This window comes from Curtobacterium sp. HSID17257 (assembly GCF_003989515.1).
In the GTDB taxonomy this organism is placed as follows: Bacteria; Actinomycetota; Actinomycetes; order Actinomycetales; family Microbacteriaceae; genus Curtobacterium.
This window is the reverse complement of the sequence record NZ_RBLU01000009.1, coordinates 40,062-64,888: the sequence shown is the minus strand read 5'-3', so window position 1 is coordinate 64,888 and position 24,827 is coordinate 40,062. Positions and strand designations below refer to the sequence as shown.

The 24,827-nt window shown below is 72.8% G+C and carries 23 protein-coding genes; 11 read left to right on the top strand and 12 right to left on the bottom strand.

Features of this window, described 5'->3' with window-relative positions; genetic code table 11:
- Positions 1 to 132: 132 nt before the first annotated feature.
- The 3 genes from ald to D8M35_RS03375 all read right to left on the bottom strand — a co-directional run bounded on the left by ald (position 133) and on the right by D8M35_RS03375 (position 3,418).
- On the bottom strand, positions 133 to 1,233 hold the full coding sequence (gene ald, locus D8M35_RS03385) for an alanine dehydrogenase (RefSeq protein ID WP_126890563.1): 1,101 nt from the start codon (positions 1,231 to 1,233) through the stop codon (positions 133 to 135).
- 142 nt (positions 1,234 to 1,375) lie between these two features.
- The gene (locus D8M35_RS03380; protein WP_126890562.1) at positions 1,376 to 2,380 is read right to left on the bottom strand and encodes an AraC family transcriptional regulator; all 1,005 of its coding nucleotides are present in this window, start codon (positions 2,378 to 2,380) and stop codon (positions 1,376 to 1,378) included.
- A gap of 96 nt (positions 2,381 to 2,476) precedes the next feature.
- Positions 2,477 to 3,418: a sugar-binding transcriptional regulator gene (locus D8M35_RS03375; protein ID WP_126890567.1), complete on the bottom strand. Its 942-nt coding sequence runs from the start codon at positions 3,416 to 3,418 to the stop codon at positions 2,477 to 2,479.
- A gap of 230 nt (positions 3,419 to 3,648) precedes the next feature.
- Between D8M35_RS03375 and D8M35_RS03370 the strand changes: the two genes are divergently transcribed.
- Positions 3,649 to 5,391: a glycerol-3-phosphate dehydrogenase/oxidase gene (locus D8M35_RS03370; protein WP_126890561.1), complete on the top strand. Its 1,743-nt coding sequence runs from the start codon at positions 3,649 to 3,651 to the stop codon at positions 5,389 to 5,391.
- Positions 5,392 to 5,553: 162 nt separating this feature from the next.
- Here the strand turns inward: D8M35_RS03370 and D8M35_RS03365 are convergent, their stop codons facing one another.
- Together D8M35_RS03365 and ykgO are read right to left on the bottom strand one after the other, a co-directional pair.
- Positions 5,554 to 6,210 carry a histidine phosphatase family protein gene (locus D8M35_RS03365; RefSeq protein ID WP_126890560.1) on the bottom strand — a complete coding sequence of 219 codons (657 nt, stop codon included), beginning with the start codon at positions 6,208 to 6,210 and terminating at the stop codon, positions 5,554 to 5,556.
- A gap of 27 nt (positions 6,211 to 6,237) precedes the next feature.
- Positions 6,238 to 6,360, bottom strand: coding sequence for a type B 50S ribosomal protein L36 (gene ykgO, locus D8M35_RS03360; protein WP_058743312.1), 123 nt, complete (start codon positions 6,358 to 6,360; stop codon positions 6,238 to 6,240).
- A 58-nt stretch (positions 6,361 to 6,418) separates the two neighbouring features.
- Here ykgO and D8M35_RS03355 point away from each other — a divergent pair, with 58 nt between their 5' ends.
- Complete coding sequence (locus tag D8M35_RS03355; RefSeq protein WP_126890559.1) at positions 6,419 to 7,456, top strand: GTP-binding protein; 1,038 nt, start codon at positions 6,419 to 6,421, stop codon at positions 7,454 to 7,456.
- A 104-nt stretch (positions 7,457 to 7,560) separates the two neighbouring features.
- Here D8M35_RS03355 and D8M35_RS03350 read toward each other — a convergent pair whose 3' ends face one another.
- Positions 7,561 to 9,060 (bottom strand): MFS transporter, encoded by a 1,500-nt coding sequence (locus D8M35_RS03350; protein WP_126890558.1) that lies wholly within the window; start codon positions 9,058 to 9,060, stop codon positions 7,561 to 7,563.
- Positions 9,061 to 9,249: 189 nt separating this feature from the next.
- On the opposite strand from D8M35_RS03350, the gene D8M35_RS03345 reads away from it, so the two are divergent.
- Entirely contained in the window at positions 9,250 to 9,786 is a 537-nt protein-coding gene (locus tag D8M35_RS03345) for a DinB family protein (RefSeq protein WP_126890557.1), read from the top strand.
- A gap of 63 nt (positions 9,787 to 9,849) precedes the next feature.
- Here the strand turns inward: D8M35_RS03345 and D8M35_RS03340 are convergent, their stop codons facing one another.
- Both D8M35_RS03340 and D8M35_RS03335 read right to left on the bottom strand, forming a co-directional pair.
- Positions 9,850 to 10,815: a sugar-binding transcriptional regulator gene (locus tag D8M35_RS03340; protein ID WP_126890556.1), complete on the bottom strand. Its 966-nt coding sequence runs from the start codon at positions 10,813 to 10,815 to the stop codon at positions 9,850 to 9,852.
- A 53-nt stretch (positions 10,816 to 10,868) separates the two neighbouring features.
- Positions 10,869 to 11,756 carry a GolD/DthD family dehydrogenase gene (locus tag D8M35_RS03335; protein WP_126890555.1) on the bottom strand — a complete coding sequence of 296 codons (888 nt, stop codon included), beginning with the start codon at positions 11,754 to 11,756 and terminating at the stop codon, positions 10,869 to 10,871.
- A gap of 142 nt (positions 11,757 to 11,898) precedes the next feature.
- On the opposite strand from D8M35_RS03335, the gene D8M35_RS03330 reads away from it, so the two are divergent.
- The 7 genes from D8M35_RS03330 to D8M35_RS03300 all read left to right on the top strand — a co-directional run bounded on the left by D8M35_RS03330 (position 11,899) and on the right by D8M35_RS03300 (position 19,734).
- Entirely contained in the window at positions 11,899 to 13,074 is a 1,176-nt protein-coding gene (locus D8M35_RS03330; protein ID WP_126890554.1) for a zinc-binding dehydrogenase, read from the top strand.
- 18 nt (positions 13,075 to 13,092) lie between these two features.
- Positions 13,093 to 14,421, top strand: coding sequence for an MFS transporter (locus tag D8M35_RS03325; protein WP_238638072.1), 1,329 nt, complete (start codon positions 13,093 to 13,095; stop codon positions 14,419 to 14,421).
- Between the two features lie 65 nt (positions 14,422 to 14,486).
- Positions 14,487 to 16,229, top strand: coding sequence for a dihydroxyacetone kinase family protein (locus tag D8M35_RS03320; RefSeq protein WP_126890553.1), 1,743 nt, complete (start codon positions 14,487 to 14,489; stop codon positions 16,227 to 16,229).
- Positions 16,226 to 16,720, top strand: coding sequence for a ribose-5-phosphate isomerase (locus D8M35_RS03315; protein ID WP_126890552.1), 495 nt, complete (start codon positions 16,226 to 16,228; stop codon positions 16,718 to 16,720). Before D8M35_RS03320 ends, D8M35_RS03315 begins: the two co-directional genes overlap by 4 nt.
- A gap of 107 nt (positions 16,721 to 16,827) precedes the next feature.
- Positions 16,828 to 17,898, top strand: a complete 1,071-nt coding sequence (locus D8M35_RS03310) for a sigma-E factor regulatory protein RseB domain-containing protein (protein WP_126890551.1) — start codon at positions 16,828 to 16,830, stop codon at positions 17,896 to 17,898.
- A 107-nt stretch (positions 17,899 to 18,005) separates the two neighbouring features.
- Positions 18,006 to 18,905: an ABC transporter ATP-binding protein gene (locus D8M35_RS03305; RefSeq protein ID WP_238638073.1), complete on the top strand. Its 900-nt coding sequence runs from the start codon at positions 18,006 to 18,008 to the stop codon at positions 18,903 to 18,905.
- Positions 18,892 to 19,734: an ABC transporter permease gene (locus D8M35_RS03300; RefSeq protein WP_126890549.1), complete on the top strand. Its 843-nt coding sequence runs from the start codon at positions 18,892 to 18,894 to the stop codon at positions 19,732 to 19,734. Before D8M35_RS03305 ends, D8M35_RS03300 begins: the two co-directional genes overlap by 14 nt.
- A 119-nt stretch (positions 19,735 to 19,853) precedes the next feature.
- Here the strand turns inward: D8M35_RS03300 and D8M35_RS03295 are convergent, their stop codons facing one another.
- Positions 19,854 to 20,915 (bottom strand): NADP-dependent oxidoreductase, encoded by a 1,062-nt coding sequence (locus D8M35_RS03295; protein WP_126890548.1) that lies wholly within the window; start codon positions 20,913 to 20,915, stop codon positions 19,854 to 19,856.
- A gap of 127 nt (positions 20,916 to 21,042) precedes the next feature.
- A complete protein-coding gene (locus D8M35_RS03290) occupies positions 21,043 to 21,963 on the bottom strand; it encodes a metallophosphoesterase (protein ID WP_126890547.1) in 921 nt (306 codons plus the stop codon).
- 59 nt (positions 21,964 to 22,022) lie between these two features.
- Between D8M35_RS03290 and D8M35_RS03285 the strand changes: the two genes are divergently transcribed.
- Complete coding sequence (locus tag D8M35_RS03285; RefSeq protein ID WP_238638071.1) at positions 22,023 to 23,033, top strand: low specificity L-threonine aldolase; 1,011 nt, start codon at positions 22,023 to 22,025, stop codon at positions 23,031 to 23,033.
- Between the two features lie 24 nt (positions 23,034 to 23,057).
- Here D8M35_RS03285 and D8M35_RS03280 read toward each other — a convergent pair whose 3' ends face one another.
- Together D8M35_RS03280 and D8M35_RS03275 are read right to left on the bottom strand one after the other, a co-directional pair.
- Complete coding sequence (locus D8M35_RS03280) at positions 23,058 to 23,492, bottom strand: hypothetical protein (RefSeq protein ID WP_126890546.1); 435 nt, start codon at positions 23,490 to 23,492, stop codon at positions 23,058 to 23,060.
- A 39-nt stretch (positions 23,493 to 23,531) separates the two neighbouring features.
- On the bottom strand, positions 23,532 to 24,731 hold the full coding sequence (locus D8M35_RS03275) for an ROK family protein (protein WP_126890545.1): 1,200 nt from the start codon (positions 24,729 to 24,731) through the stop codon (positions 23,532 to 23,534).
- Positions 24,732 to 24,827 lie beyond the last annotated feature (96 nt).

The following is a 24,827-nucleotide window of genomic DNA, read 5'->3' as shown; positions in this document are numbered from 1 at the left end:
GGATCTAGACCTGTCGGTGGAGCCGAGTCTCGCCGCGCGGCGAGACTCGGCTCCACCGACAGTTCTCGCGCCCTCCGGCGCGAGAACTGTCGCCCACGCCGAGTCTCGGTCTAGCGCGCGCGTCAGCGCACGTCAGCGTGCGGCGGCCGCCAGGCCGTGCGCGGCGGCGACGGCCTCGTTCACGACTCGGCCGGCGTGCACGTTCACGCCCTTCGCGAGCGCCGGGTCCGCCGAGGTCGCCTGCTCCCACCCCTGGTCGGCGATCGCGAGGGCGTACGGCAGCGTCGCGTTCGTCAGCGAGATCGTGCTGGTACGCGGGACCGCTCCGGGCATGTTCGCGACGCAGTAGTAGACGGCGTCGTGCACGGCGAACGTCGGGTCGTCGTGGGTCGTCGGCCGCGAGCCCTCGAAGCAGCCGCCCTGGTCGATCGCGATGTCGACGAGCACCGACCCCTGCCGCATGTCCGCGACCATGGCGTCGGTCACGAGCTTCGGCGCCGAGGCACCCGGGATGAGCACCGAGCCGATGACGAGGTCCGCGTCACGCAGCGTGTCGGCGATCGCGTGCGAGGACGACCGCAGCGTCGTGATCCGCCCGTCGAAGCGGGCGTCGAGCGCACGCAGCCGCGGCAGGCTGATGTCGAACACGGTGACCTCGGCGCCGAGCCCGAGCGCCATCGTGGCGGCGTGCTCCCCCGCCACACCGCCGCCGATGACGACGACGCGACCGCGCGGCGTCCCCGGCACGCCCCCGAGCAGCAGCCCGCGGCCGCCCTTCGTGCGCATGAGCTGGTCGGCACCGACCTGCACGGAGAGCCGCCCGGCGATCTCCGACATCGGGGAGAGCAGCGGCAGCGACCGGTCGGGCAGCTGCACCGTCTCGTAGGCGATCGCGGTCGCTCCGGAGGCGACGAGCGCGTCGGTGAGCGGGCGGTCGGCCGCCAGGTGCAGGTAGGTGAAGAGCACCTGTCCCGGACGGATCGAGCCGTACTCGGAAGCGACCGGCTCCTTCACCTTGAGGACGAGCTCCGCCTGCTCCCAGACCTCGGCGGCGGTGTCGACGACGGTGGCCCCCGCAGCCCGGTACTCGTCGTCCGAGAAGGACGATCCTGCTCCGGCGCCGGCCTGCACGAGCACGCGGTGTCCGTGCAGGGCGAGTTCACCCACACCCGCCGGTGTGGCCGCGACGCGGTACTCGTTGTTCTTGACTTCGGTGGGGACGCCGATCAGCATCACGGACTCCTTCGTGGGTGGTGCAGGACACCTCCACGATGCGCCGGAGTTCGTTCCGCGTACGTTCCGACCGAACATCTGCGCGACGAACGCCCGTTCGATTGCGCGAGATTCGGCTCACGCCGCTCCCGCGACCGCTCGGTCAGCGCGTCCGGAGCGATTCGCTCGGCAGTTCGCCGAAGCGTGCGCGGTAGGTCGCCGAGAACCGTCCGAGGTGTCCGAAGCCCCAGGCCCGGGCGATGTCCGCCACGCTGGTGTCGTCGCGGTCACCGTGGAGCAGGTCCCCCCGTGCGCCGTCGAGGCGCACGCTGCGCAGCAGGTCTCCCGGCGTCTGGTCGAGGTGTCGCCGGAGCGACTGCTGGAGTCCACGCGGGCTGAGCCCCGCGGCCGCGGCGATCTCGGCGGTCCCGATGGCGTCCCGCGCGTGGGCGTGCACGTACTCGAGCGCCAGCCGCAGTCGGGCGTGCTCCGGACCGTTGCCGGTCACCGTCGACTGCCACCGCTCGCGGTGCGGGAAGGCCTCGACCGCCGCCGTCGCGAAGGCGTCGACGATGCTGCGCCGTGCCGCCGGAGTGAGGTCGTGGTCGCTGCGCAACCAGGTGGACGAGTGCGCACGGACGACCGACTGCCACGCGTTGATGCCCTCGGCGGTCGGCCGGTGCATCGCGTCGAACGTGAGGTCGTCATCGCCCACGAGTGCTCGGACGTGGGCACGGTCGAGCTGCACGAGGTTCAACCCGATGTCGCGGTGGTGCAGTTCGTAGGCGTCGGGCAGCACCACCGGCACGCCGGCCTCGAAGTCGACGCTCCGACCGCCGAAGGTGAGGGTGCTGGAGCCGGATCGCAGCCACGCGACGATGACCTGGTCGTCGACGACGCTCTCGGTGCGCAGGTCGACCATGAACCGTGACGTCCGCAGCGACATCAGGTCGTCGCTCACCCCCGCGAAGTCCCACTGCGGGCGCTGCCGGGTCCGCCGGACCCGAGGGGCGCGGAAGTCGTAGTCGCCCGTGAAGAACGACAGCGCTTCGTCGACGTCGGTACCGGCGATGCGTCGGAAGGAACGGCCGTCCGTCGCGGTCGCAGGTGCCGCCAGGACGGCGCCGTCGGACTCCACCTGGCCGGGGTTCTCGTGGGAAGGCACCATGCACGAGAACGTACTGGGGACCACCGACAAAGAAGGTCGGCACCTGACCCAGGCACCGCGCAGGCACCGCACGGGCTCCGCACGCATGCACTGCGGTCAGGGCTGCAGGATCGCCTGTCCGACGCTCTCGTCCAGGATGAGGTCGGTGACCAGGCCGGCCGCGAGCGCGCCCTTCAGTGACGCGGCCTTCGACCGCCCGGCCACCACGCACACCCGCCGCGGCGCCCGCTTGATCGTGTCGAGGTCCGGCGCCCCGGCCCGGGCGTTCACCCCGATGTCCTTCCAGGACCCGTCCGCGCGGTAGAACACGGTCGAGACGTCCCCGACGACGCCGGCCTCGGACAGCTCGTCACGGTCCGAGGGGTCGAGGTACCCGCCCGAGTAGACGTGCGAGGGCACCGGCGCCTGCGGCGCTCCGACGCCGAACACGACGAGGTCCATGCGTTCGTGCAGGTCGAGCACGCGACGGATCGACCGCTCGCGGAACAGGGCCTCCTTCGTCGCCGGGTCGTCGAAGAACGCCGGGACGGGGAACTGCTGCACGAACGCGCCGTACGCCTCACCGAAGCGACGGAGGATCTCCGACGCGTAGACGATGCCGGTGGTCCGGGTGTTCGCGGCGCCGTTGATCTGCACGACCGTGGACCCGTGCGTCGTCTTGGGCACGAGGTAGCGGCTCACGGCGCTGACGGTCGATCCCCACGAGATGCCGATCACCATGTTCGACTCGACGTACTGCGTCAGGATGCGCGCGGCGGACAGGGCGACGCGCTCGAGCCGGTCGACGTCGCTCGTGTGGTCCGGTACCGGGACGACGTGCGCGTGCACCCCGAACCGTGCGCGGATGTTCCGGCTGAGCGCGGCCGCCTGGTCGAGCGGCGAACGGATCTGGATGTCCACCAGCCCGGTGTCCCTGGCGTACTTCAGCAACCGCGACACCGAGGACCGCGAGGTCCCGAGCTCGTCCGCGATGGCGTCCATCGTCAGGTCCTGCAGGTAGTACAGGTGCGCGGCGCGCAGCGCCTGCTGCGTTCGCATCGGCTGCGCTGCGTCAGTCACGGAACCGAGCATGCACGGACGTGCACGGCCTCTGCAACCCCTGTCGCGCCTCCCGGCCGTCGCCCCCGCCCCCGCAGCGGCGTCGGGAGCCGCCCCGACGACGCGACCGACACGTGTGCTGCACGTTCGTGCACGCAAGTTGCCCGCCCTCTCACCCAGGAGCACCATCGAAGGCGTCCCCACGGAACCGACCAAGGAAGCGACGCACCATGTCGAAGAAGACGCAGCCCCGGAAGACGGTCAGCGCGCTCACCGAGCGCCCGAACGCACAGGTCCTCATCGTCGGTGGCGGCATCAACGGCATCGCCACCTTCCGCGACCTCGCCCTGCAGGGCGTCGACGTCGTGCTCGTCGAGCGCGGCGACTACGCCGGCGGCGCCTCGGCCGCGTCGAGCCACATGATCCACGGCGGCATCCGCTACCTGGAGAACGGCGAGTTCCGCCTGGTGCGCGAGAGTGTGCAGGAGCGCAACGGCCTGATCCGCATCGCCCCGCACTACGTCAAGCCGCTGCAGACGACGATGCCGATCTTCTCGACCTTCTCCGGCATCATGAACGCCCCGCTGCGCATGCTCACCCACAAGCAGCGTTCGACCAAGGAGCGCGGCGCCGCGCTCATCAAGATCGGCATGACGATCTACGACTCCTTCTCGCGTGACGGCGGATCGGTGCCGAAGCACCGCTTCCTGACGAAGAAGGCGGCGCTCGCCGACATGCCGGCGCTCAACAAGGACCTGAAGTACACGGGCACCTACTACGACGCCTCCGTGCACGAGCCGGAGCGCCTCGCGCTCGACGTGCTGAAGGACGGCCTCGCCGCGGCGCAGGGCACCGGCAGCGCCGCGACCGCCCGTGCCGTCAACTACGTCGAGGCAGCCGGCACCCGCGACGGCGGCGTCGTGCTCCGCGACCGCGAGACCGGCGAGGACTTCGTGTTCACCGCTGACGTCGTCGTGAACGCCTCCGGCCCCTGGACCGACCTGACGAACCAGGCGTTCGGCGGCGAGACGAAGTTCATGGGCGGCACGAAGGGCTCGCACATCGTCGTCAAGAACGACGAGCTGCTCGAGGCGACCAAGGGCCGCGAGCTGTTCTTCGAGAACAACGACGGCCGCATCGTCCTCATCTACCCGCTCAAGGGCCGGGTGCTCATCGGGACGACGGACATCGACGCGGACCCGTCGAAGCCGGTGACCACGACCGAGGAGGAGATCGACTACTTCTTCGGGCTGGTGAAGCACGTCTTCCCGCAGATCGAGGTCACCCGCGACCACATCGTCTACAGCTACTCGGGCATCCGCCCGCTCCCCCGCCACGAGGACACCGCTCCCGGCTTCGTCTCCCGCGACTACCGGATCGTCGACACCCCGATCGCCGGGCTGCCCGGCACCACGGTGCTGAGCCTGGTCGGCGGCAAGTGGACGACGTTCCGCGCCCTGGCCGCGCACCTGTCGAGCGACGTCACCACGAAGCTCGGCATCGCCCGGAAGGTCGACACGACCGGCATGGCGATCGGCGGCGGCAAGGACTTCCCGACGACCGACGCGCAGCGCGCCCTGTGGATCAAGTCCCACCGTGACGGCCTCGACGAGTCCGTCGTCGAGGGGCTGCTCGAGCGCTACGGCACCCGTGCCGCCGAGGTCGTGGACGTCCTCACCGACGGCCCGGTCGAGCCGCTCGAGTCCGACCCCTCGCTCACCCGTGCCGAGGTCGCGTACTTCGCGCAGCACGAGCAGGCGGTCCACCTGGTCGACGTGGTACTCCGTCGCACGAACCTCGCCTTCGTCGGCGGTGTCACGATCGACCTGCTCGACGAGCTGGCCGACGTGCTCGCGGACGCCCTGGGCTGGAGCACCGAGGAGCGAGCGGACGAGGTCCAGCGCACCCTCGACGTCCTGCGCGAGTCGCACGGCGTGATCGTGCCGCTGCACACGACGGCGCAGCCCGCGTAGGGGTTCCGCAAGACGCAACGTCGGCGGCTCCTCGCAGTGATGTACCGCTGCGGGGAGCCGCCTTCGTTGCGTTCCGCGGGTCGAGACGGACGACGGACGGACGGACGGGAGGCGCGGTGCCAGCTGGCACCGCGCCTCCCGTCCGTCCGTCGTGTCGGCGGGTCAGAACGCGTCGCCGGTCGGGTCCTGCGCCGTCCGGTCGATCAGGTCCTCGCCCCCGACGGGCTCGCCCTCCCAGTCGACCAGGCGCCACCCGTCGTCGAATGACCCCTCGACCTCGACGATGCCGGTGTTCTCGAGGTGCCGCTTCGTGCCGAACTCGTCGGGGGTGTTCTGCGCGACCGCACTGGCCCACGTCCGGATCGCCGCGCCGTGGCTGAACGCGGCAGCGACCTCGACCCCCGACGCGAGGATCTCCCGCACGGCGACGTCGTAGCGCGCGAAGAAGTCGTCGCCGCTCTCGCCACCGGGCATCCGGCTCGCGCGGTCGCCCGCCGACCAGCCGTGCACGGTCGAGATGTACAGCTGCACCGAGGTCCGGTCGCGCTTGCCCTGCAGGTCCCCCGCCTCGATCTCGCGCAGTCCGGGGAGCACGACGGGTTCGATCCCGAGTGCGGCGGCGAGCGGCGCCGCGGTGAGCTGCGTCCGGACCATCGACGAGACGAAGAGCCGCTCGATGCCGCGGTCGGCCAAGGCCGTCGGCAGCGCGTCCGCCTGCTGCTGCCCGAGCTCGGTGAGCCCGGGGCCGGGTACCTCGGCGTCGAGCACGCCGTCCACGTTCGCGGGGGTCTGGCCGTGCCGGATGAGCAGGAGTCGCATGATCCCACCCTACGGACGGCCGGTGACCTACCCCTGGCGGGCCTTCCAGCGGGGGTCACGCTTGTTGATGACGTACACGCGTCCACGGCGACGCACGATCTGCGAACCGGGGATCTTCTTCAGCGCCTTGAGCGAGTTGCGGACCTTCACGGGGCTCCTTCCTGCACCGACTCCTTGTTGAGAACGGTTATCATGTAGGGTACTCGACATGCGCCCCGCAGCAACCACCCTCGTCACCGCCCTGCACGATGCCGACGCCGTCCGCACCGCCGCACGGATCAGCAGCGGCCACCGCATGCACGTCGCCGGCAACGCCCTCGCCGCAGCCCGGGGCATCGCCGCGCGCCGCGACCAGCTCGACCGGGTGTGCGGGCCCGACGCCGACCACGACCTGGTCGTGACGCTCGCGCCCGAGGTCGACGTCCGCGCGGTCGGCATGATGCTCGCGAACGCCGCACGCTCGGAGACCGGGGACGACCGGGTCCTGCGCCACGTCGTCGCCGTGCTCCGTGCGGACGATGTCGCCCACCTGCTCTGGTCGGACGTGGACGACGCCTTCGTGGCGGCCGAGCGGGTGGTCTCCGTCGTCGAGTACGCCACGGTGATCGCACTCGACCGCGTCGAGCCGCTGTCCGGTCGACGGCGTCGTGCGCTCGTGGCACTGCTCCACCGCATGGCGCCGCACGCGGTGATCGTCGCGGCGCCCACCCTGCGCAGCCCGCTCGACCTCCCGGCGTCGAACGGCGGCGCGGCGCGGCTGCTGGTGTCCGGCGCCGGATGGATGCGCGCGCTCTCGACCGACGCGGACCGGGCCGACACCGGCCGCGGTCCGCGGGACGACCTGGTGTCGATGCGGTACCGCGAACCCCTGCCGTTCCACCCGGGCCGACTCGCCGACGTCATCGCACACGACCTCGCCGCGGGGGCGAACGGCCGTGTGCTGCGCTCGAAGGGCTTCTTCCGCCTGGCATCCCGCCCGGACCACGTCGGGTCGTGGTCGAGCTTCGGGGCGATGCTCGCGCTCGACCCCACGGCGAACCCGTCCTGGGACGAGGACGCACCCGTCGGTCAGGCGATCTGGTTCGTCGGCGAGCGCCTCGACGTGCACGCGATCGAGCGGGCCCTCGACGGCGCCCTGCTCACGCCGGACGAGCTGCTCGCCGGACCGGACGTCTGGCGACGGTGGGCGGACCCGTTCCCGGTGTGGCCGGCGCTCGACCCCTCGCACGAGCACCGACACGACTGACCGACGCCGGGCGCGTGCCCGGACGGACAGCGACGTCGCACGCGTCGATCGACACGTGCGACGTCGCTGTCCGTGTGCCGGTCACCCGAGCGAGCCGGTCGCCCTCAGCGCCGGACGGCGTCCGCCCGGTCCTGCGCCGCGAACGGCAGGTCCCCCAGGTCGAGGTTCGGGTTCGTGTCCTGCGTGAGCACGAGCTCGCGCGCCTCGTCCTCGGACTCCACCGCGGGCATCGACCCCGGGAGCGGCCGCTGCGACGACTCCCGCATGCAGAACACGCCGATCGCCCCGACGATGCTCATCGCCACGAGGAAGTACGCGGGCGCGAGCTGGTCCCCGGTGGCGGTCAGGAGTGCCTGCACGATCAGCGGCGTCGTCCCGCCGAACACCGCGATGGCGATGTTGTACGCGAAACCCATGCCGCCGTAGCGGGTCGACGTCGGGAAGAGCGCGGGCAGCGACGCCGCCTGGTTCGACACCCACAGCGCGGTCATCAGCGCCAGCAGCCCGAGACCGGCGAGGGTCGACCACTGCGCACCGTGACCGATGAGCAGGAACGCGGGGACGGCGAGCACGACCGTGGTGCCGGCGCCGATCCACATCACGGTGCGACGCCCGATGCGGTCCGACAGCCGTCCGGCGACGGGCAGCATCACGGCGAGGAGCACGAGGACGGGGATGGTGAGGAGCGTGCCGTCGATCGCGGAGTAGCCGAGCGAGTCGGTGAGGTACGTCGGCATGTACGAGGTCAGCGCGTAGCCGACCGTGTTCGAGGCGCCGACGAGCATGATCGCGATGACGATCGGGCGCCAGTGGTCCCGCACCATGACGAGCACGTTGGCGGGGCGACCGCCCTCGGCTGCCTCGCGGTCCGACGCAGCGGCCTCCTGCGCGGCCTGGGTCGCCTGGAAGACCGGGGACTCCTCGATGCGCAGGCGGAACCAGATCGCGACGACGCCGATCACACCGGCGAGCAGGAACGGCAGGCGCCAGCCCCAGGCGGTCATCCTCTCGTCGCCCAGCGTCACCTGCAGCACGGTCACCACGGTGGCGCCGAGCGCGAAGCCCATGTAGCTGCCGAAGTCGAGGATGCTCGCGAAGAAGCCGCGTCGGCGGTCGGGTGCGTACTCGGTGACGAACGTGGTGGCGCCGGCGTACTCACCACCGGTCGAGAAGCCCTGTGCGAGCTTCAGCACGACGAGCACGACCGGAGCGACCGCACCGATGGTCGACCACGCCGGCAGCACCCCGATGAGGAAGGTCGACGACGCCATCAGGACCAGCGTCGTGGCGAGCACCTTCTGCCGACCCAGCCGGTCCCCCAGCCGCCCGAACACGATCCCGCCGAGGGGCCGCGCGACGTAGGTGGCCGCGAACACCCCGAGGCTGAAGAGGATCTGCACCGACGGCTCGGCCGTGGGCAGGAACACCTTGCCCATCGTCACCGCCAGGTAGCCGTAGACCCCGACGTCGTACCACTCCATCGTGTTGCCGACGACCATGCCGCTGACGGCCCGGCGCATCATGCTCTTGTCGACCACCGTGACGTCGCTGACCCGCAGACGTCGGGGCGGTCGGGTGGTGGTACTGCTGGGGTCGGAACCCATACGCGATCTCCTCGTGGTGGGGCGGGCCGATCGGTACCGGCCCGGAACAGCCAGCTACGGTACCGACCGACCGACATGTCACTGGTCGGGGATTCACAGGTACCGGCGTGTCACCCGGACGGGGGTCACCGCGCTTCCGCTCGCCGGTGCCGATGTGCCGCGAGGTCACGAGGCGGTAACGTCGGCCCCGTGGCGATCGAAGCGGACACGAAGGACTGGACCTGGGTGATCGGCAGCGCCTGCCCCGACTGCGGATTCGACGGCGCGGCCCTGGCGTTCCGTGACGTCCCGGCGGTGCTCACCGACAACGCCGCCGCCTGGCCGGAGCAGCTCGCCCGCGACGACGTGCGGCAGCGCCCCGACGACCACACGTGGTCGCCGCTCGAGTACGGCGCGCACGTCCGCGACGTCCACCGGAAGATGACGGAGCGCCTCCAGCTCGTCCTCGCCGAGGACGACCCGGCCTTCCCGAACTGGGACCAGGACGCCACCGCCGTCGAGGACCGCTACGACGAGCAGGACCCGGCGGTCGTCTCCCGGGAGCTCACCGACGCGGCGCGCGCCGCCGCGGCCGCCTTCGCAGCGGTCCCCGACGACGCCCTCGGGCGGACCGGTCGCCGGTCGGACGGCAGCGTCTTCACGGTCGCGACCCTCGCGACCTACTCCGCGCACGACCCGGTGCACCACCTGTGGGACGTGCGCCGGACCGCCGACCGCACGGAGTGACGGACGGGAGGCGCGGTGCCGGCCCGCACCGCGCCTCCCGTCCGTCCGTGGTCGCGTCGCGGCTCAGGCGAGCGCGTCGAGCAGGGCGCGCGCGGTCGCGGCGTCCGTCACGAGCTCGTTGATCATGCCCGCGCGGACGGCGCCGATGATGCTCGGTACCTTCGCCGCCCCGACGGCGACGCCGACCGCGTGCGGGACGCCCGCGAGGACCGCACGCGAGGTCCGGACCATGCGCTCGCTGCCGGGGAACTCGATCGGCGACCCGTCGGCGGCGAAGAAGTTCAGGCAGACGTCACCGGCGGCCTGGTCGAAGACGGCGTCCTCGACCGGGATCCCCCGCGCGAGTGCGTCGCGCGTCGCGGTCGGCGCACCGACACCGAGGATCGCCCCCTTCGCGCGCCCCCAGAGCCCGACGACGTGCTGGAAGGCGGGGTCCTCGTCGAGCGACGCCCGCATCGCGGCCGACGGCAGGGCCTGCGCGAACAGGAACGCCGGGATCGCACCGGAGTGCTCCGCTGCGGTGCGGGTGATCTCGTTCGTCTGGAACCACGGCATCGGGTCCGCCTGCCCACCGACGGTGGGGACGAGCTGCACGCCCGCGAGCGGCGGCATCCCCGTCTGCGCGACGTCGTAGACCGTCCGCCCCGAGGACACCAGGACCGCGTCACCAGGGGTGAGTCCCATCCCCTCGACCGCGGTCGCGATGGGGGCGGCGAGGTCGGCGCCGAGCGTCGTCTGGTGCGTCACGGCGGCGAGGTGCACGGCGCCGAGGCCGAGCACGACCTGCAGCCGTTCGGCGAGCGCGACGGTCTCGTCCTGGAAGGGGTCCACGACGTCGATGCGGACGAGGCCGGCACGACGGGCCTCGGCGACGAGGCGGCTCACCGTGGGGCGGGAGACCCCGAGGCGTGAGGCGATCTCGACCTGGGTGGCGTCCTCGAGGTAGTACATCCGCGCCGCCTGGTAGACGGTGTCGAGCGGGAAGCGGGCCCGCGACCCCTCGGCGCCGGTGGTGCTCTCGGAGGACATGCTGCGGGACCCTTCGGATCGGTCGGACACTCGGATCGTAGTCCGACCGAGGGTCACCGGATCGTGAACCCGCCGTCCACGCGGAGGTCCGCGCCGTTCACCATCGCGGCACCGTCGCTCGCAAGGAACAGCACCGCGGCGGCGATCTCGGCGGGGGTCGCGAACCGCCCGGTCGGGATCTCGTCCTGGTGCCGGAGGCCAGCCTCGTTCCCCCAGGCCGCCCGACCGAGGTCGGTGAGCACGACGGTCGGCGAGACCGTGTTGACCGTGACCCCGCGTCCGCCCCACTCGAGCGCGAGCACCCGGGTCAGCCCGAGGACGCCGGCCTTCGACGCGCAGTAGGCAGCGTGCCGGTCGAGGCCGACGTGGGCGGCCTGCGACGCGATGTTCACGATCCGGCCGCCGCCCGCGGCGAGCATGTGCCGCCCGACGGCCTGCGCCAGCCGGAACGTCCCGGTCAGGTTGACGTCGAGCGTGCGCGCCCAGGCCCCGGCGTCGAGGTCCTCGGCGGCGTCGAGCGCGACGATGCCGGCGCAGTTGACGAGCACCTCGATCGAGCCCGCGGCTTCGACGACCTGCTGGACCGCAGCGGCGACGGAGCCGTCGTCGGTGACGTCGCACGCGAGCCCGAGGTGCGCGCCGGCGGTGACGGCGGGCAGCTCGGCGGCAGCCTCGGCGGAGGGGTCGGCCCTGACGTCGACGATGGCGACCCGGGCACCGCGCGCGGCGAAGGCGTGCGCGATCGCGTTGCCGATGCCGGACGCGCCGCCCGTGACGACGGCGGTCCGGCCCGTCAGGTCGTTGGTCAGGTCGACGGCACCGGGGCCCGGTCGGAGCGCGGCGGCGAGGTCGGTTTCCGCGGCGAGGTCGGTGTCGGCGGTGCGGTCGGTGCGGTCGGTGTCGGCGGTGTCGGCGGTGCGGTCGGTGTCGGCGGTGGTCATGGTCGCTCCCTTGCGATGCGCGGTGGTCGAGAGGGAACCGTACCAGAAATTGTGTTCTGGACATCTGTTCCCGACCGTGTACAGTCGTCGCCGAACCATCGGAACGGGCGCACCGCCCGGCTGACCAACGGAGGACCAGCACATGTCGACGACGACGACCGAGACCCCGGCGCAGGGCGACGCGCACCGCGAGATCCCGACCACGATGCGCGCCGTCGTGGTCCACGGACCGGGCGACTACCGACTCGAGGAACGCCCGGTCCCCCAGCCCGGACCGGGCGAGCTCCTGCTCCGCACGGACGCCGTCGGCATCTGCGCGAGCGACCTGAAGTGCTACCACGGCGCCGCGAAGTTCTGGGGCGACGAGAACCGCCCCGCGTGGGCCGAGCGGGACCGCATCCCCGGTCACGAGTTCGTCGGGACGATCGTCGCGGGTGACGACGTCGCGCTCGCGAAGCGCGGGGTGTCCCTCGGCGACCGGATCGCCTGCGAGCAGATCGTGCCCTGCTGGGAGTGCCGGTACTGCCTCGAGGGTGCCTACTGGATGTGCAACGTCCACGACATGTTCGGCTTCAAGGGCTTCGACGGCGCCATGGCCGAGTACGTGCTCGTGCCGTCGAAGGCCCTGACGCACCCGGTCGACCGCTCGCTGCCCGGCCAGGTCGCCGCGTTCGCCGAGCCGCTGTCCTGCGCCTTCCACGCCGTCGAGCGCGGCGACATCCGGTTCGGCGACACCGTGGTGATCGCCGGCGCCGGCCCGATCGGCCTGTCCGCCATCGCCGGTGCCCGCCAGAAGAACCCGCTGCGGATCATCGCCCTCGACGTCGTCGACGACAAGCTCGCGCTCGCCCGCAGGGTCGGTGCCGACCTCACGATCAACATCGCGCACGAGGACGCCGTCGCTCGGGTGAAGGAGCTCACCGACGGCTACGGCGCCGACGTCTACATCGAGGCGACCGGCCACCCCTCCGCCGTGCCGCAGGGGCTGAACCTGCTCCGCAAGCTCGGCACCTTCGTCGAGTACTCGGTGTTCAAGGACGCCGTCTCGGTCGACTGGTCGATCATCTCCGACGACAAGGAGCTCGACGTCCGCGGTGCCCACCTCGGGCCGCACACCTGGCCGGCCGCGATCAAGCTGCTCGAGTCGGGCACGCTGCCGATGGACGACATCTGCACGCACCAGTTCCCGCTCGAGGACTTCCAGCAGGCGCTCGACCTGGTCGGCGACTCGGCGGGCGCGTCCGTCAAGGTGTCGATCGTCCCGTCGCTGTCGGCGCCCACCACGTCCGTCCCGACCACGTCCGCCGCGCGGGCCTGAGCGCCGAGGAGTCCCGCGATGTCGACGACGACCGCGCGCACCACCACTGCGCCCACGACCACCGCCGCCCGCCCCGAAGGTCGGCTCGACCGGATGGGCATCCCCCGTCCGCTCGCCCTCGGCTTCGTCGCCGTGCTGGTCTTCATGACCGGCAACGGCGTCGAGTCGAACTTCATCACGCCGCACATGGTCGCAGTCCTCGGCAGCCCCGAGGCCACCGTCGCCACGATCGTCACGTCCTACAGCCTCGCCGCGCTCATCGGCAGCTACGTCTCCGGCGCCCTCTCCGACCTGGTCGGGCCGCGCCGGGTGATGATCCTCGGGTTCGCCGTCTGGGTGGTCTTCGAGGTGCTGTTCCTGCTGGCGCTGAACGTCGAGAGCGTTCCCTTCGCCGCCGTCGCCTACGCGCTGCGCGGCTTCGGCTACCCGCTCTTCGCGTTCGCCTTCCTGGTGTGGGTGAACATCACCACGCCGGTCGAGCGCAACGGTGCGGCGGTCGGCTGGTTCTACGTCGCGTTCACGGGCGGTCTCCCGACCCTCGGGTCGCTCTTCGCCATCGGGGCGATCCCGGTGTTCGGCGGCGGCACGGTGGGTGAGACGGGCGCGATGACCGCGTCGATCGGCCTGGTGGTCGCCGGGTTCCTGATCATGCTGTTCGGCGTCCGCCTGCCCAACGGGTTCTCGCGGATCGCGCCGGCCGGCGAGAGCGCCTGGCGGGTCCTGACGAGCGGCATCCGGCTCACGGCGACCCGACCGAAGGTCCTGATGGGCTTCCTCGTCCGCCTGATCAACACCGCACCCGAGTTCGGCATGTTCGTCGTGCTTCCCGCGATCATCGCGAACGACCGCGGCTGGGGCCAGAGCCGGTGGCTGCTCATGACGGTCTGCGTGTACGCGACGAACATCCTGGTCAACGCCCTGTTCGGCTGGGTCGGCGACCGCATCGGCTGGCAGCGCACCGTGAAGTGGTTCGGCATCGTCGGCTCCGCGACCGGGCTCGTCGCCTGGTGGTACGTCCCGCAGCTCGTGCCCGCCGGGTCCGACTGGGGCTACGTGCTCTCGGTCGTCGCCGGCTGCGTCTTCGGCTGCCTGCTCGCGGGCTTCGTCCCGATGGGCGCGATCATGCCGGCGCTCGCCCCGGAGCACAAGGGCGCCGCGATGGCGATGTACACGACCGCCGCCGGTGGCGCGGCCTTCCTCGGCACCGGTGTCGTCGCGGCGGTCTTCGCGCTCGGCGGCGGCGGCCAGGCGGTCACGTGGACCTTCGTCGGCCTCTACGCCTGCGCGTTCGTGATGATCCACTTCCTCGACGTGCCCCAGGGGCGCCCGCACCGCGGCACCCGCTGAGACACGTCGCCTCTCCCTCAACCCACCCCGGACCCCGGTCCACCGCACGACAGGAACGCACTCCCATGACCACGATCCACGACGACCCCGAGGACTTCGCCGAGGACCAGCTCGCCGGCTGGCTGGCCCTGTACGCCGACCGGGTCCGCGGTGTACACGGCGGGGTGGTCGCCCTCCCGAGCGAGGGCGCCGATCCGCAGGTCGCCGTCGTCGTCGGCGGCGGGTCCGGTCACTACCCCGCGTTCTGCGGTGTCGTCGGCCCCGGCTTCGCCACCGGTGCCGTCGTCGGCAACGTGTTCACGTCACCCTCGGCGGCGCAGGTGTACTCGGTCGCCAAGGCCGCCGACCAGGGCCGCGGCGTCGTGCTGTCCTTCGGCAACTACGCGGGCGACACGATGAACTTCGGGCTCGCCGCCGAACGACTCCGCGCCGAGGGCATCGACACCCGCATCGTCGTGGTCACCGACGACGTGGCCAGCGCGGACGAGGTCGCCGCGCGTCGGGGCATCGCCGGGGACTTCTCGGTCTTCAAGGCGATGGGTGCCGCTGCCGCCGCCGGTTCGGACCTGGACGAGGTCGAGCGGGTCGGCACCGCCGCGAACGCCGCCACCCGCACGATCGGCGTCGCGTTCTCCGGCTGCACCATGCCCGGTGCCACCGAACCGCTCTTCTCCGTCCCGGACCGCCACCTCGGGCTCGGCCTCGGCATCCACGGCGAACCGGGCATCCGGGACGTCCCGGTACTGCCCGCCCGGGAGCTCGCCGCACTGCTCGTCGACCGGCTGCTGGCCGAACGCCCAGAGGGCGCCGGGCCGCGGGTCGCACCGATCCTCAACGGCCTGGGCGACACCAAGTACGAGGAGCTCTTCCTGCTGTGGGGCCGAGTGCTGCCCCTCCTGCAGGACGCGGGCCTCGAGGTCGTCGAGCCCGAGGTCGGGGAGCTCGTCACCAGCCTCGACATGGGCGGGTGCTCGCTGACGCTGCAGTTCCTCGACGACGAGCTCGAACGGTACTGGCGCGCCGACGCCTACACGCCGGCGTACCGCAAGGTCGCCGCGCCGGTCGCCGCGCTCGTGCCGGCCACCGCGGTCGCCGAGGCCGCGGCGGAGGCGACGGTCGTACCGGAGGCGACCGGTGCCTCCCGGCGGGCCGCCGACACCGCACGCGTCGCCGTCGAGGCGATGGACGTCCTGCTCCGCGAGCAGGAGGAGACGCTCGGCCGCATCGACGCGGTCGCCGGTGACGGCGACCACGGTCGCGGCATGGTGAAGGGGATCGGTGCGGCCCGTCGCGCAGTCGAGCAGACCGACCGGGAGGCCGGGGTCGCCTTCGTCCTCGGCCGTGCCGGTGAGGCGTGGGCCGCGTCGGCCGGTGGCACGTCCGGTGTGCTGTGGGGTGCGGCGCTCGAGGCCTTCGGTCGCGCGCTCGGCGACGACGCCGACGAGGTCGGCGCGGCCGAGGTCGTCACGGCGGCGCAGGCGTTCGCGGACTCGATCGTGCACCTGGGCGGTGCGTCCCGCGGCGACAAGACGCTGCTCGACGCCCTGCTGCCGTTCGTCGACGCGCTGCGGTCCCGGATCGACGACGGCGCCGACCTGTCGGAGGCGTGGCAGGTGGCGGCCGGGGTCGCGGTCGAGCAGGCGGCGGCCACCGCGGACCTCCGACCGAAGGTCGGGCGAGCCCGGCCCCTGGCCGAGAAGAGCGTGGGGACGCCCGACGCGGGCGCGACCTCGATGGGGATGGTCCTCACGCGGATCGGCGAGGTGCTCGCCGACCGTGCACGACGACGCGAAGGAGTGGACGCATGACGTTCCGGTTGGTGGTGGGCTCGGACGACGCGGGCTTCGACTACAAGGAGGTCATCAAGCGTGACCTCGAGGCGGACGACCGCGTGGTGAGCGTGGTCGACGTGGGCGTGGACGCGGACGGGCACACGGCGTACCCACACGTCGCGGTCGACGCCGCGCGGATGGTCGCCGACGGCGACGCGGACCGGGCGATCCTGGTCTGCGGGACCGGACTCGGCGTCGCGATCAGCGCGAACAAGGTGCCGGGCATCCGGGCGGTCACCGCGCACGACTCGTTCAGTGTCGAGCGCTCCGTGCTGTCGAACGACGCCCAGGTGCTCTGCATGGGGCAGCGCGTGATCGGACTCGAGCTCGCACGTCGTCTGGCGACGGAGTGGCTCGGGTACACGTTCGACCCGTCCAGTGCCTCTGCGGAGAAGGTCGCGGCGATCTGCGGCTACGACGGATCGGAGCCGGTGGGGGCCGACACCGCGGGGGCGACCGGCCGCTGACCGTCGATCCCCAGCGCGCTGTCGGGTGCGCGACGTACGGTGCTCGCGCACCCGACGCTCCACGGTGACGCCGCTCGTGCACCCACCGCTCCACCGAAGGGGACCCGATGAAGAAGTCAGCCTGGCTGCCCGCCGCGATCGCGCCGGTCGTCGTCGCCGGAGCGATCGCCGCGCCCGTCATCGCGAACGCCGCCGCCGAACCGGTCGCCGGCTCGGACCCGACCGCGGCGGACGTGCTCGCGAGCATCACGGCCTCGCGCACCGCGCAGTACTCCGGCACGCTCTCGCAGACGAGCGACCTCGGGTTGCCCGAGCTCCCCTCCGGCAGCGGCGGGTCCTCGCTCGAGGACGACGCGTCCGACGTCCTCGGATTGCTCACCGCGTCGCACACCGCGCGGCTGTACGTCGGCGGCGAGGACGAGCAGCGCTTCCAGCTCACGCAGCAGCTGGCGGAACAGGACGTCGTGCGGCACGGATCCGACGTGTGGACGTGGGACTCGAAGGCGCGGAAGGCCGTGCACCTGACGCTCCCCGCCGGCTCCGACGCCCCCACGGCCGGCGCGACCACGCCGGCGCAGGCGGCCGAGCGCGCGGTCGCGGCGATCACTCCGAGCACCCGGGTGTCCGCCCCGACGACGGTCCGCGTCGCCGGACACGAGGCGTGGCAGGTCACCCTGACGCCGAGGTCCGACGACACCCTGGTCGGCACCGTGCGGCTCGCGGTCGACCAGCAGACCGGCCTGCCGCTGCGGGTCACGGTGACGGCGGCCGGGCAGCAGGACCCGGCGTTCCAGGTCGGGTTCACGAGCCTCGACTACGGCGCACCCGACGCACGACTGTTCGACTTCACGCCGCCGGCCGGCGCCGAGGTCACGACGAAAGACCTCGCGGACGCCCAGCAGTCCGGGCAGGACGGTCGGGCACACGGTGGCGAGCGGGGCGGTGTCGAGCCGACCGTGACCGGATCCGGCTGGGACACCGTGGTCGAGCTGCCCGCCGGCGACTCCGCTCGGACGACCCGGGACACGGACGCCACGGCGCTCCTCGACCAGCTGACGAAGCCGGTCGACGGCGGACGGGCGCTGCAGACCTCGCTCGTGTCGGTCTACCTGACGGACGACGGTCGGGTGCTCGCCGGTGCTGTGCCGGTGTCCGCGCTGGTCGCCGCCGCGAAGTGACGGCAGCACCGCAGCCGGACGGCGCAGCACGGCCGTCCGGTGACGCAGCGCGGCAGCCGGGCGACGCGGCGCCGCAGTACGCGGTCCGGACCGAGGCGCTCGTCAAGGTGTTCCGGAAGCAGCGCGCGGTCGACGGGATCGACCTGGCCGTGCCCCGCGGATCGGTCTTCGGTTTCCTCGGGCCGAACGGCTCCGGCAAGACCACCACCATCCGCATGCTGCTCGGACTGTCGTCCGCCACGAGCGGCACGATCGAGGTGCTCGGCCGACCGGTGCCCGGTGCGCTGCAGGAGGTCCTCCCCCGCGTCGGGGCGCTCGTCGAGGGTCCGGCCGCGTACCCGTACCTGTCCGGCCGGGCCAACCTGCAGCGGTTCGACGCCGCCGACCCCAGCTCGGACCCGCGCACCCGTCGGGACCGCGTCGCCGCCGCCCTCGAGCGCGTGGGGCTCACCCACGCCGCGGACAAGAAGGCGCACGCGTACTCGCTCGGCATGAAGCAGCGCCTGGGGCTGGCGAACGCCCTGCTCGCACCGCGCGACCTGCTGGTGCTCGACGAGCCGACGAACGGCCTCGACCCGCAGGGCACGCGCGAGGTCCGGAACCTCATCCGTTCCCTCGCCGACGACGGCACGACGGTGTTCGTGTCGAGCCACCTGCTCGCGGAGATCGAGCAGGTCTGCACGCACGCCGCGGTGATGCGGAGCGGACGGCTCGTGGCGCAGGGGTCCCTCGACGAGCTCCGGTCCACCGGCGGACGGACCGTCACCGTGCGGACGCCGGACGTCGGGGAGGCCTCCGCGGTCCTCGTCCGGATCGGGCTCGTCCCCCGCCGGGACGCCGGTCCGGACGCCGTGGTCGCCGACCTTCCCGCCGACGTCGAGCCCGAGACCGTCACCGCGGCGCTCGTCCGCGCCGACGTCCGCGTGCGGGGCATCGCCGTCGGTGGTGGCACGCTCGAGGACCTGTTCGTCGCACTCACCGGGGAGGGCTTCGATGTCGCAGCCTGACACCGTGCGCCGCCCGACGCGGCCGTTCGCCCTCCTCGGGTCCGAACTCGCGCTGGTGTTCCGCCGTCGACGGACCTGGGCGATGCTCGGTGCGCTCGCCCTGGTGCCGGTGCTCATCGCGATCGCCGTCCGCCTGACGACCGACCGCAGCTCGGGCGGCCCGGCCTTCCTCGGCGACATCACGAACAACGGCCTGTTCGTCGCCTTCACCGCGCTCACCGTCTCGATCCCGCTGTTCCTGCCGCTCACCGTCGGCGTCGTGTCCGGCGACACCGTCGCGGGCGAGGCGTCCCAGGGCACGATCCGCTACCTGCTGGTGGCGCCGACCGGGCGGCTGCGGTTCGTCCTCGTCAAGTACGCGGGCGCGGTGGCGTTCTGTCTCGCGGCGACGCTCCTCGTGGTGCTCGTCGGAGCAGCGGTCGGCGCGCTGCTCTTCCCGATCGGACCGGTCACCCTGCTGTCGGGGACGCAGGTCGGCGGCTGGTCCTACGCCGGCCGGGCCGTGCTCCTGGCGCTGTACGTCACGCTCTCGATGCTCGGACTGGCCGCGATCGGGCTGTTCGCCTCGACGCTGACGACGGTGCCGGTCGGGGCGATGGCCGCGACGGTCGTGCTCGCCGGGGTCTCGCAGGTGCTCGACCAGCTCCCGCAGCTCGACTGGCTGCACCCGTTCCTGTTCTCGCACCTCTGGCTCGGGTTCGGAGACCTCCTCCGCGACCCGATCTCCTTCGACTCGTTCGGGTCGAACGCGCTGCTGCAGCTCGGCTACGTCGCCGTGTTCGGTGCGCTGGCGTACGGCCGCTTCGCGACGAAGGACGTGCTGAGCTGACCGACGGCCGACCGACGGCCGCGACGGCTGCGAGGCCCGTGTCGGTCGCCCGACGGCCCGGAACACGGATCGGGCCCGGCCTCCCGCAGGAGACCGGGCCCGATCGTGCCGGGGTCGGCTCACGCCGTGGGGCTCGCCGATCCGCCGGCCATTGTCTCCGTGTCCGCCCCGCGCTCGTCGGCGTACCGGTCACGCAGGTCGCGGGCCTTCTCGGAGCGGTACCAGTCGAGCCGAGCGCCGGTCTCGACGGTCTGCATGCCGATCACGACCTTGCCGCGGGAGCGCATCTCGGCCAGGTCCTCGTACGCGTCGACGATGTACTCGAACGGGTAGAAGCCCGAGATGAGCACCTGCACGCGGCGGTCTTGCACCGCCTTCGCCAGCAGGGTCAGCAGGTCGCGGGCCTCCTCGTCGTCGGCCGGGGCCCGCAGGAACCGGATCTCGACGTCGCGCCGGTGCTCGGAGGTCACCAGCCGCTCGGCGGGCACACCGAGTCGCGAGGCCAGGTCCGCCGCACCGCCACCGCCGTGGTTGTCGATGAACGCCGTGATCGGGCGACCGCCCGCGATCTCGCGGATGCGGTCCTCCTCGCCGTCACCGTAGGCGACGGGCAGGGTGCCGATCTGCCGCAGGTAGTCGTGGTTCCGCGGACTCCCGAGGGCGATCACGGTGGCGCCGGCGTCGTGCGCCAGCTGGCACTGGATGTGTCCGACCCCGCCCGCTGCGGCCGAGATCACCACGGTGTCCTCGGGGCCGAGGCGCAGGTTCCGCACGATCGTCGCAGCGGTCGCGCCGGCCAGGTACAGCCCACCCGCGACCTCCCACCCGACGTGCTCGGGCTTCTTCACGACGGCTCCGCGGGCCACGCGGACCCAGGTCGCGTGGGCGCCGCCCTCGGGGGCGTGTCCCATGACCTCGTCGCCGACCTTGAGGTCGCGGACCTCGGCGCCACGAGCGCGGACGATGCCCGCGAAGTCGACGCCCTGGTGCGCCGGGAACTCGAGGTCGATGTGGTCGCGCAGCTTCCCCTCGCGGAGGAACCGCTCGACGTGGTTGAGACCTGCGGCGACGACCTCGACGACGATCTCGCCGGGTCCGGGTTCGGGACGTTCCTGCGGGACGAGGTCGACGACGTCGAACCCGCCGTACCGGTCGTACTGCACGGCACTACCGATGCGCATGGCTGACTCCTTCCGTGGTCATGGCTCCGGTGTACTCGCGCCGACGGGACGGTGTCCGTGAGCGAGGGGTACCGGCCTGCGGACGGGAGGCGCGGGGCGGGCCGGCAGCGCGCCTCCCGTCCGGCGGTCAGCGCGCGGCGGGTCCCGCCTGCTCCGCGATCCGCGTGACGGTCTCGGCGTCGAGCGCGAAGGCGAGCACGTCGCGGTCCGGGTCCGGGACGCGCACCGGCGTCGACCAGACGGAGCCGTCGGCACCGACGTCGACGATCAGTGCGCCGTGGGCGACGTGGGCGGACTCCTCGTCGTACGGGCCGACGACGTCCGTGTCGTTGGCGACGCCGGGCGCGACGAGCACCGGGACGCCGGCGAGCGAGCCGACGGCGTGGTGGTGCTGGTGCCCGCCGAGGACCACCCGGACGTCCGAGCCGTCGAGGACCTCCGCGAGGTCCTCGGGGTCCTGCAGGCGGAGGGCCTCGTGCAGGAGCGTCGGCGAGGGGACCGGCGGGTGGTGGAGCACGACGACCGTGCCGTGCGGCACGGGCTCGCCGGCCAGCGCCGTCCGGAGTCGCTCGAGCGCGGTGTCGCTGAGCGCGCCGTAGCCCGCCCCGCGGACGCTCGTGTCGACCGTCACCACGCGGAAGCCCGCGACGACGGACTGACCGGAGACCGGCACGGACGGCGGCGTGTACTCCATCGTGTGCGCGAGCGGGGTGCCAGCCTCGCCCAGGACGTGGCCGTTCGCGAGGACCTGGCGGAACCCCTCGCGGAGGTCGTGGTTCCCGGGCACCAGCACGAGCGCTGCCCCGTGACGCTCGGCCCACGCGCCGATGCGCTCGCGAGCGGTGCGGTACGACTCGGGGCTGCCGTCCTCGGAGACGTCCCCCGAGACCACGACCAGGCCGACACCGGGGACGCCGTCGACGTGGGCGAGCACCGCGTCCAGGGCCGCCGTCGTGTCGACCGACCCCTGGTGCAGGGCTCCGTCGCCGGTCAGGTGGGTGTCGGACAGGTGGAGGATCCGGAGGCTCCCGGCTGCTGGCGGCTGCATGCGGCTCACGGTAGCCGCGGTGGTGGTCCGGGGTCTGGACGGCGGGTTAGCGTTGCCTGGTGACCGACGCTCCGATCGACCTGCGCTCCGACACCGTGACCCGGCCCACGCCCGCGATGCGCCGGGCGATGGCCGAGGCCGAGGTCGGTGACGACGTCTTCGGTGAGGACCCGGAGACGAACGCCCTGGAGCGCGAGGTCGCGGACCTGCTCGGGCACGAGGCCGGGCTGTTCACCCCGACCGGCTCGATGGCGAACCAGCTCGGCCTGCGGCTGCACGTCGCACCGGGCGAGGAGCTCCTGGCGGACGTCCGGGCACACGTCGTCCGCGCCGAGCTCGGCGCCGCGGCCGTGTTCTCCGGCATCACGACGCGCACGTGGCCCTCGGAGCGCGGGCGACTCGTCGCGGCGGCGGTCGCCGAGGTGGCGGAGCCGAACGCCGGCGCGTACAGCGTGTCGACGACGGCGATCGCGATCGAGAACACGCACAACTTCGGCGGCGGGACCGTGCAGCCCGTCGACGAGGTCCGCGCCGTGCAGGCCTTCGCGCGGGAGCACGGCATCGCGGTGCACCTCGACGGCGCCCGGCTGTGGAACGCGCACGTCGCGTCCGGGGTCCGGCTCCGCGAGCTCGCCGCCGGCTTCGACACCGTGTCGGTCTGCCTGTCGAAGGGCCTCGGAGCACCGGTCGGCTCGGTGCTCGTCGGCTCCCGGGAGCACGTCGACGCGGCCCGGATCTGGCGGAAGCGCTACGGCGGGGGCATGCGGCAGACCGGGTTCCTGGCCGCTGCCGGTCGGTACGCGCTCCGGCACCACGTCGACCGGCTCGCGGAGGACCACGCGAACGCGCGGGTGCTCGCGGCGGCGCTCGACGTCGACCCGACGACGGTCGACACGAACATCGTCTTCGCCGAGGTGTCCGACCCGGCGGCGTTCGTGGCCGCGGCCGCGGACCAGGGCGTCCGGGTGATGCAGCTCGGCCCGAGGAGCGTCCGGCTCGTGACGCACCTCGACGTCAGCAGCGAGCAGGCCGCTCGTGCCGCCGATGTCCTGGCGTCACTCCCCCGCTGAGGACGGGCCGCGTCCTCGAGCCGCTCAGTCGCACATCCAGCGCGAGCCGAACGCGTCGTGGACCCGGCGCAGCGCCTCCGGAGTGCCCCACTCGTGCACGTCGACGCAACCCGGACCGGCCTGCGCTGCGACGACGCCGAACCGCCCGACACCGCTGTACGAGTACCGGACGTCCGACGAGCCCGCCTGCGAACCGACGCCGATCGACTCCTCCGGCAACTGCAGCTGACCGCCGTCGGGGAAGACGAGCACCTGACCGACGGGCTCGCACGCCGGCAGGTCGTCGGACGCGAGCGCGGCGACCGGCACGGGCGCTGCGTGGTCGCACGCCGGGAGCGGGACCGCGTCGCTGCCCGTCAGCGTGAGGACGCCCTCCTGCGGGCCGACGGCGACGCATCCGGTGAGCACCACCGCGAGCACGCCGAGGACCACGGGGACGAGGACGGCCCGGTTCGTCACGTGCCCATTCTGGCGCGGAACACGCCGCGGCGTCAGCGGTCAGGTCGCGAGGGCGGAGGTCTCCGCCGGCAGCGGGAACGCCAGTGGGTCGGCGTGCACGAGGTCGAGCGCACGCGCGACGGCTCCGAGCACGACGACGTCGCCGCCGAGGCGGGAGGCCACGACCTCGGGCGTCGGGTCGTACTCCCCGGTCGCCAGGCGCTCGCGTGCACGCTCGATCACCGGCGCTGCTGCATCGGCGATCGCCCCGGCGACGACCACGCGGTCGATGTCGAGCAGGCTCGCGAGCAGGACGCACACCCGGGCGAGCCGGTCGCCGAGCCGGTCGACGACCTCGAGCGCGACCGGGTCGAGCAGCGCTGCGGCGGCGAACACCGCCTCGGCCCCGGGCTCCTCGGCCCCGCCGAGCAGGGACGCCGGCCCGACGAGCCCCTCGGCGCGGGCCTCGCGGACGAGCTCGCGGGCGGTGCGACCGATGCCGTTCGACGAGGACACCCCCTCGACCAGGTCGAGCACCCGGAGCTCACCCGCACCGCCCCGGGCACCGCGGAGCAGTGCGCCGTCGACGACCAGGCCGGCGCCGAAGCGTTCCCCGGAGAGCAGCGCGGCGAAGGACGCGTCACCGGAGGAGGGTCGCTCGGCCAGCGCCGCTGCGTTCGCGTCGTTCTCCACGACCACGACACCGTGGGACACCACGTCGGCGAAGCCCGGGTTCATGCTGTCCCAGAACCCGCCGTCGCGGGGTGACGCGCCGAGCGAGTCCACGGGGGCCGGGATGCCCACGACCGTCACGAGCACGCGAGCCGGGTCGACGTCGGCCACGGCGAGCGCTGCCGTGATCGTCTCGGTCGTCACCCGGAGTCGGACGGGCACGTCGAGTCCCGACTCCCCGAGCGCGCCCTCGGTCCGGGCGAGCACCGTGCCGCGGAGGTCCGCGACGAGCGCCGTGACGCGGTGCTGTCCCGCGTCGACACCGACGACGACGCCGGCGTCGGTGTCGAGCTCGTAGCGTCGCGCGGGTCGGCCCTTCCGGTACTCCCCCGCCGCGCGGGCATCGTCGAGGTCGCGGAGCCAGCCGAGCCGGACGAGTTCCGCACACGCGGCGAGCACGGTCGACCGGGTCAGCCCCGTCGCCTCGATCGCCTCGGTCGCCGTGAAGGCCCCGGACAGCGGGTCGAGGGCGTACGCCAGGACCGTCTCGGCGCTGGTGGCGCGGGGGGTCACACGGCGTTGCGGCATGCGCCGACCCTACCGCCCGAAGAGTTGCTTGCGCGATTAGATTTTCTGAGTAGATTTACTCTCGCGAGCCGACACCGACGCCGGCACGCGAGCCGG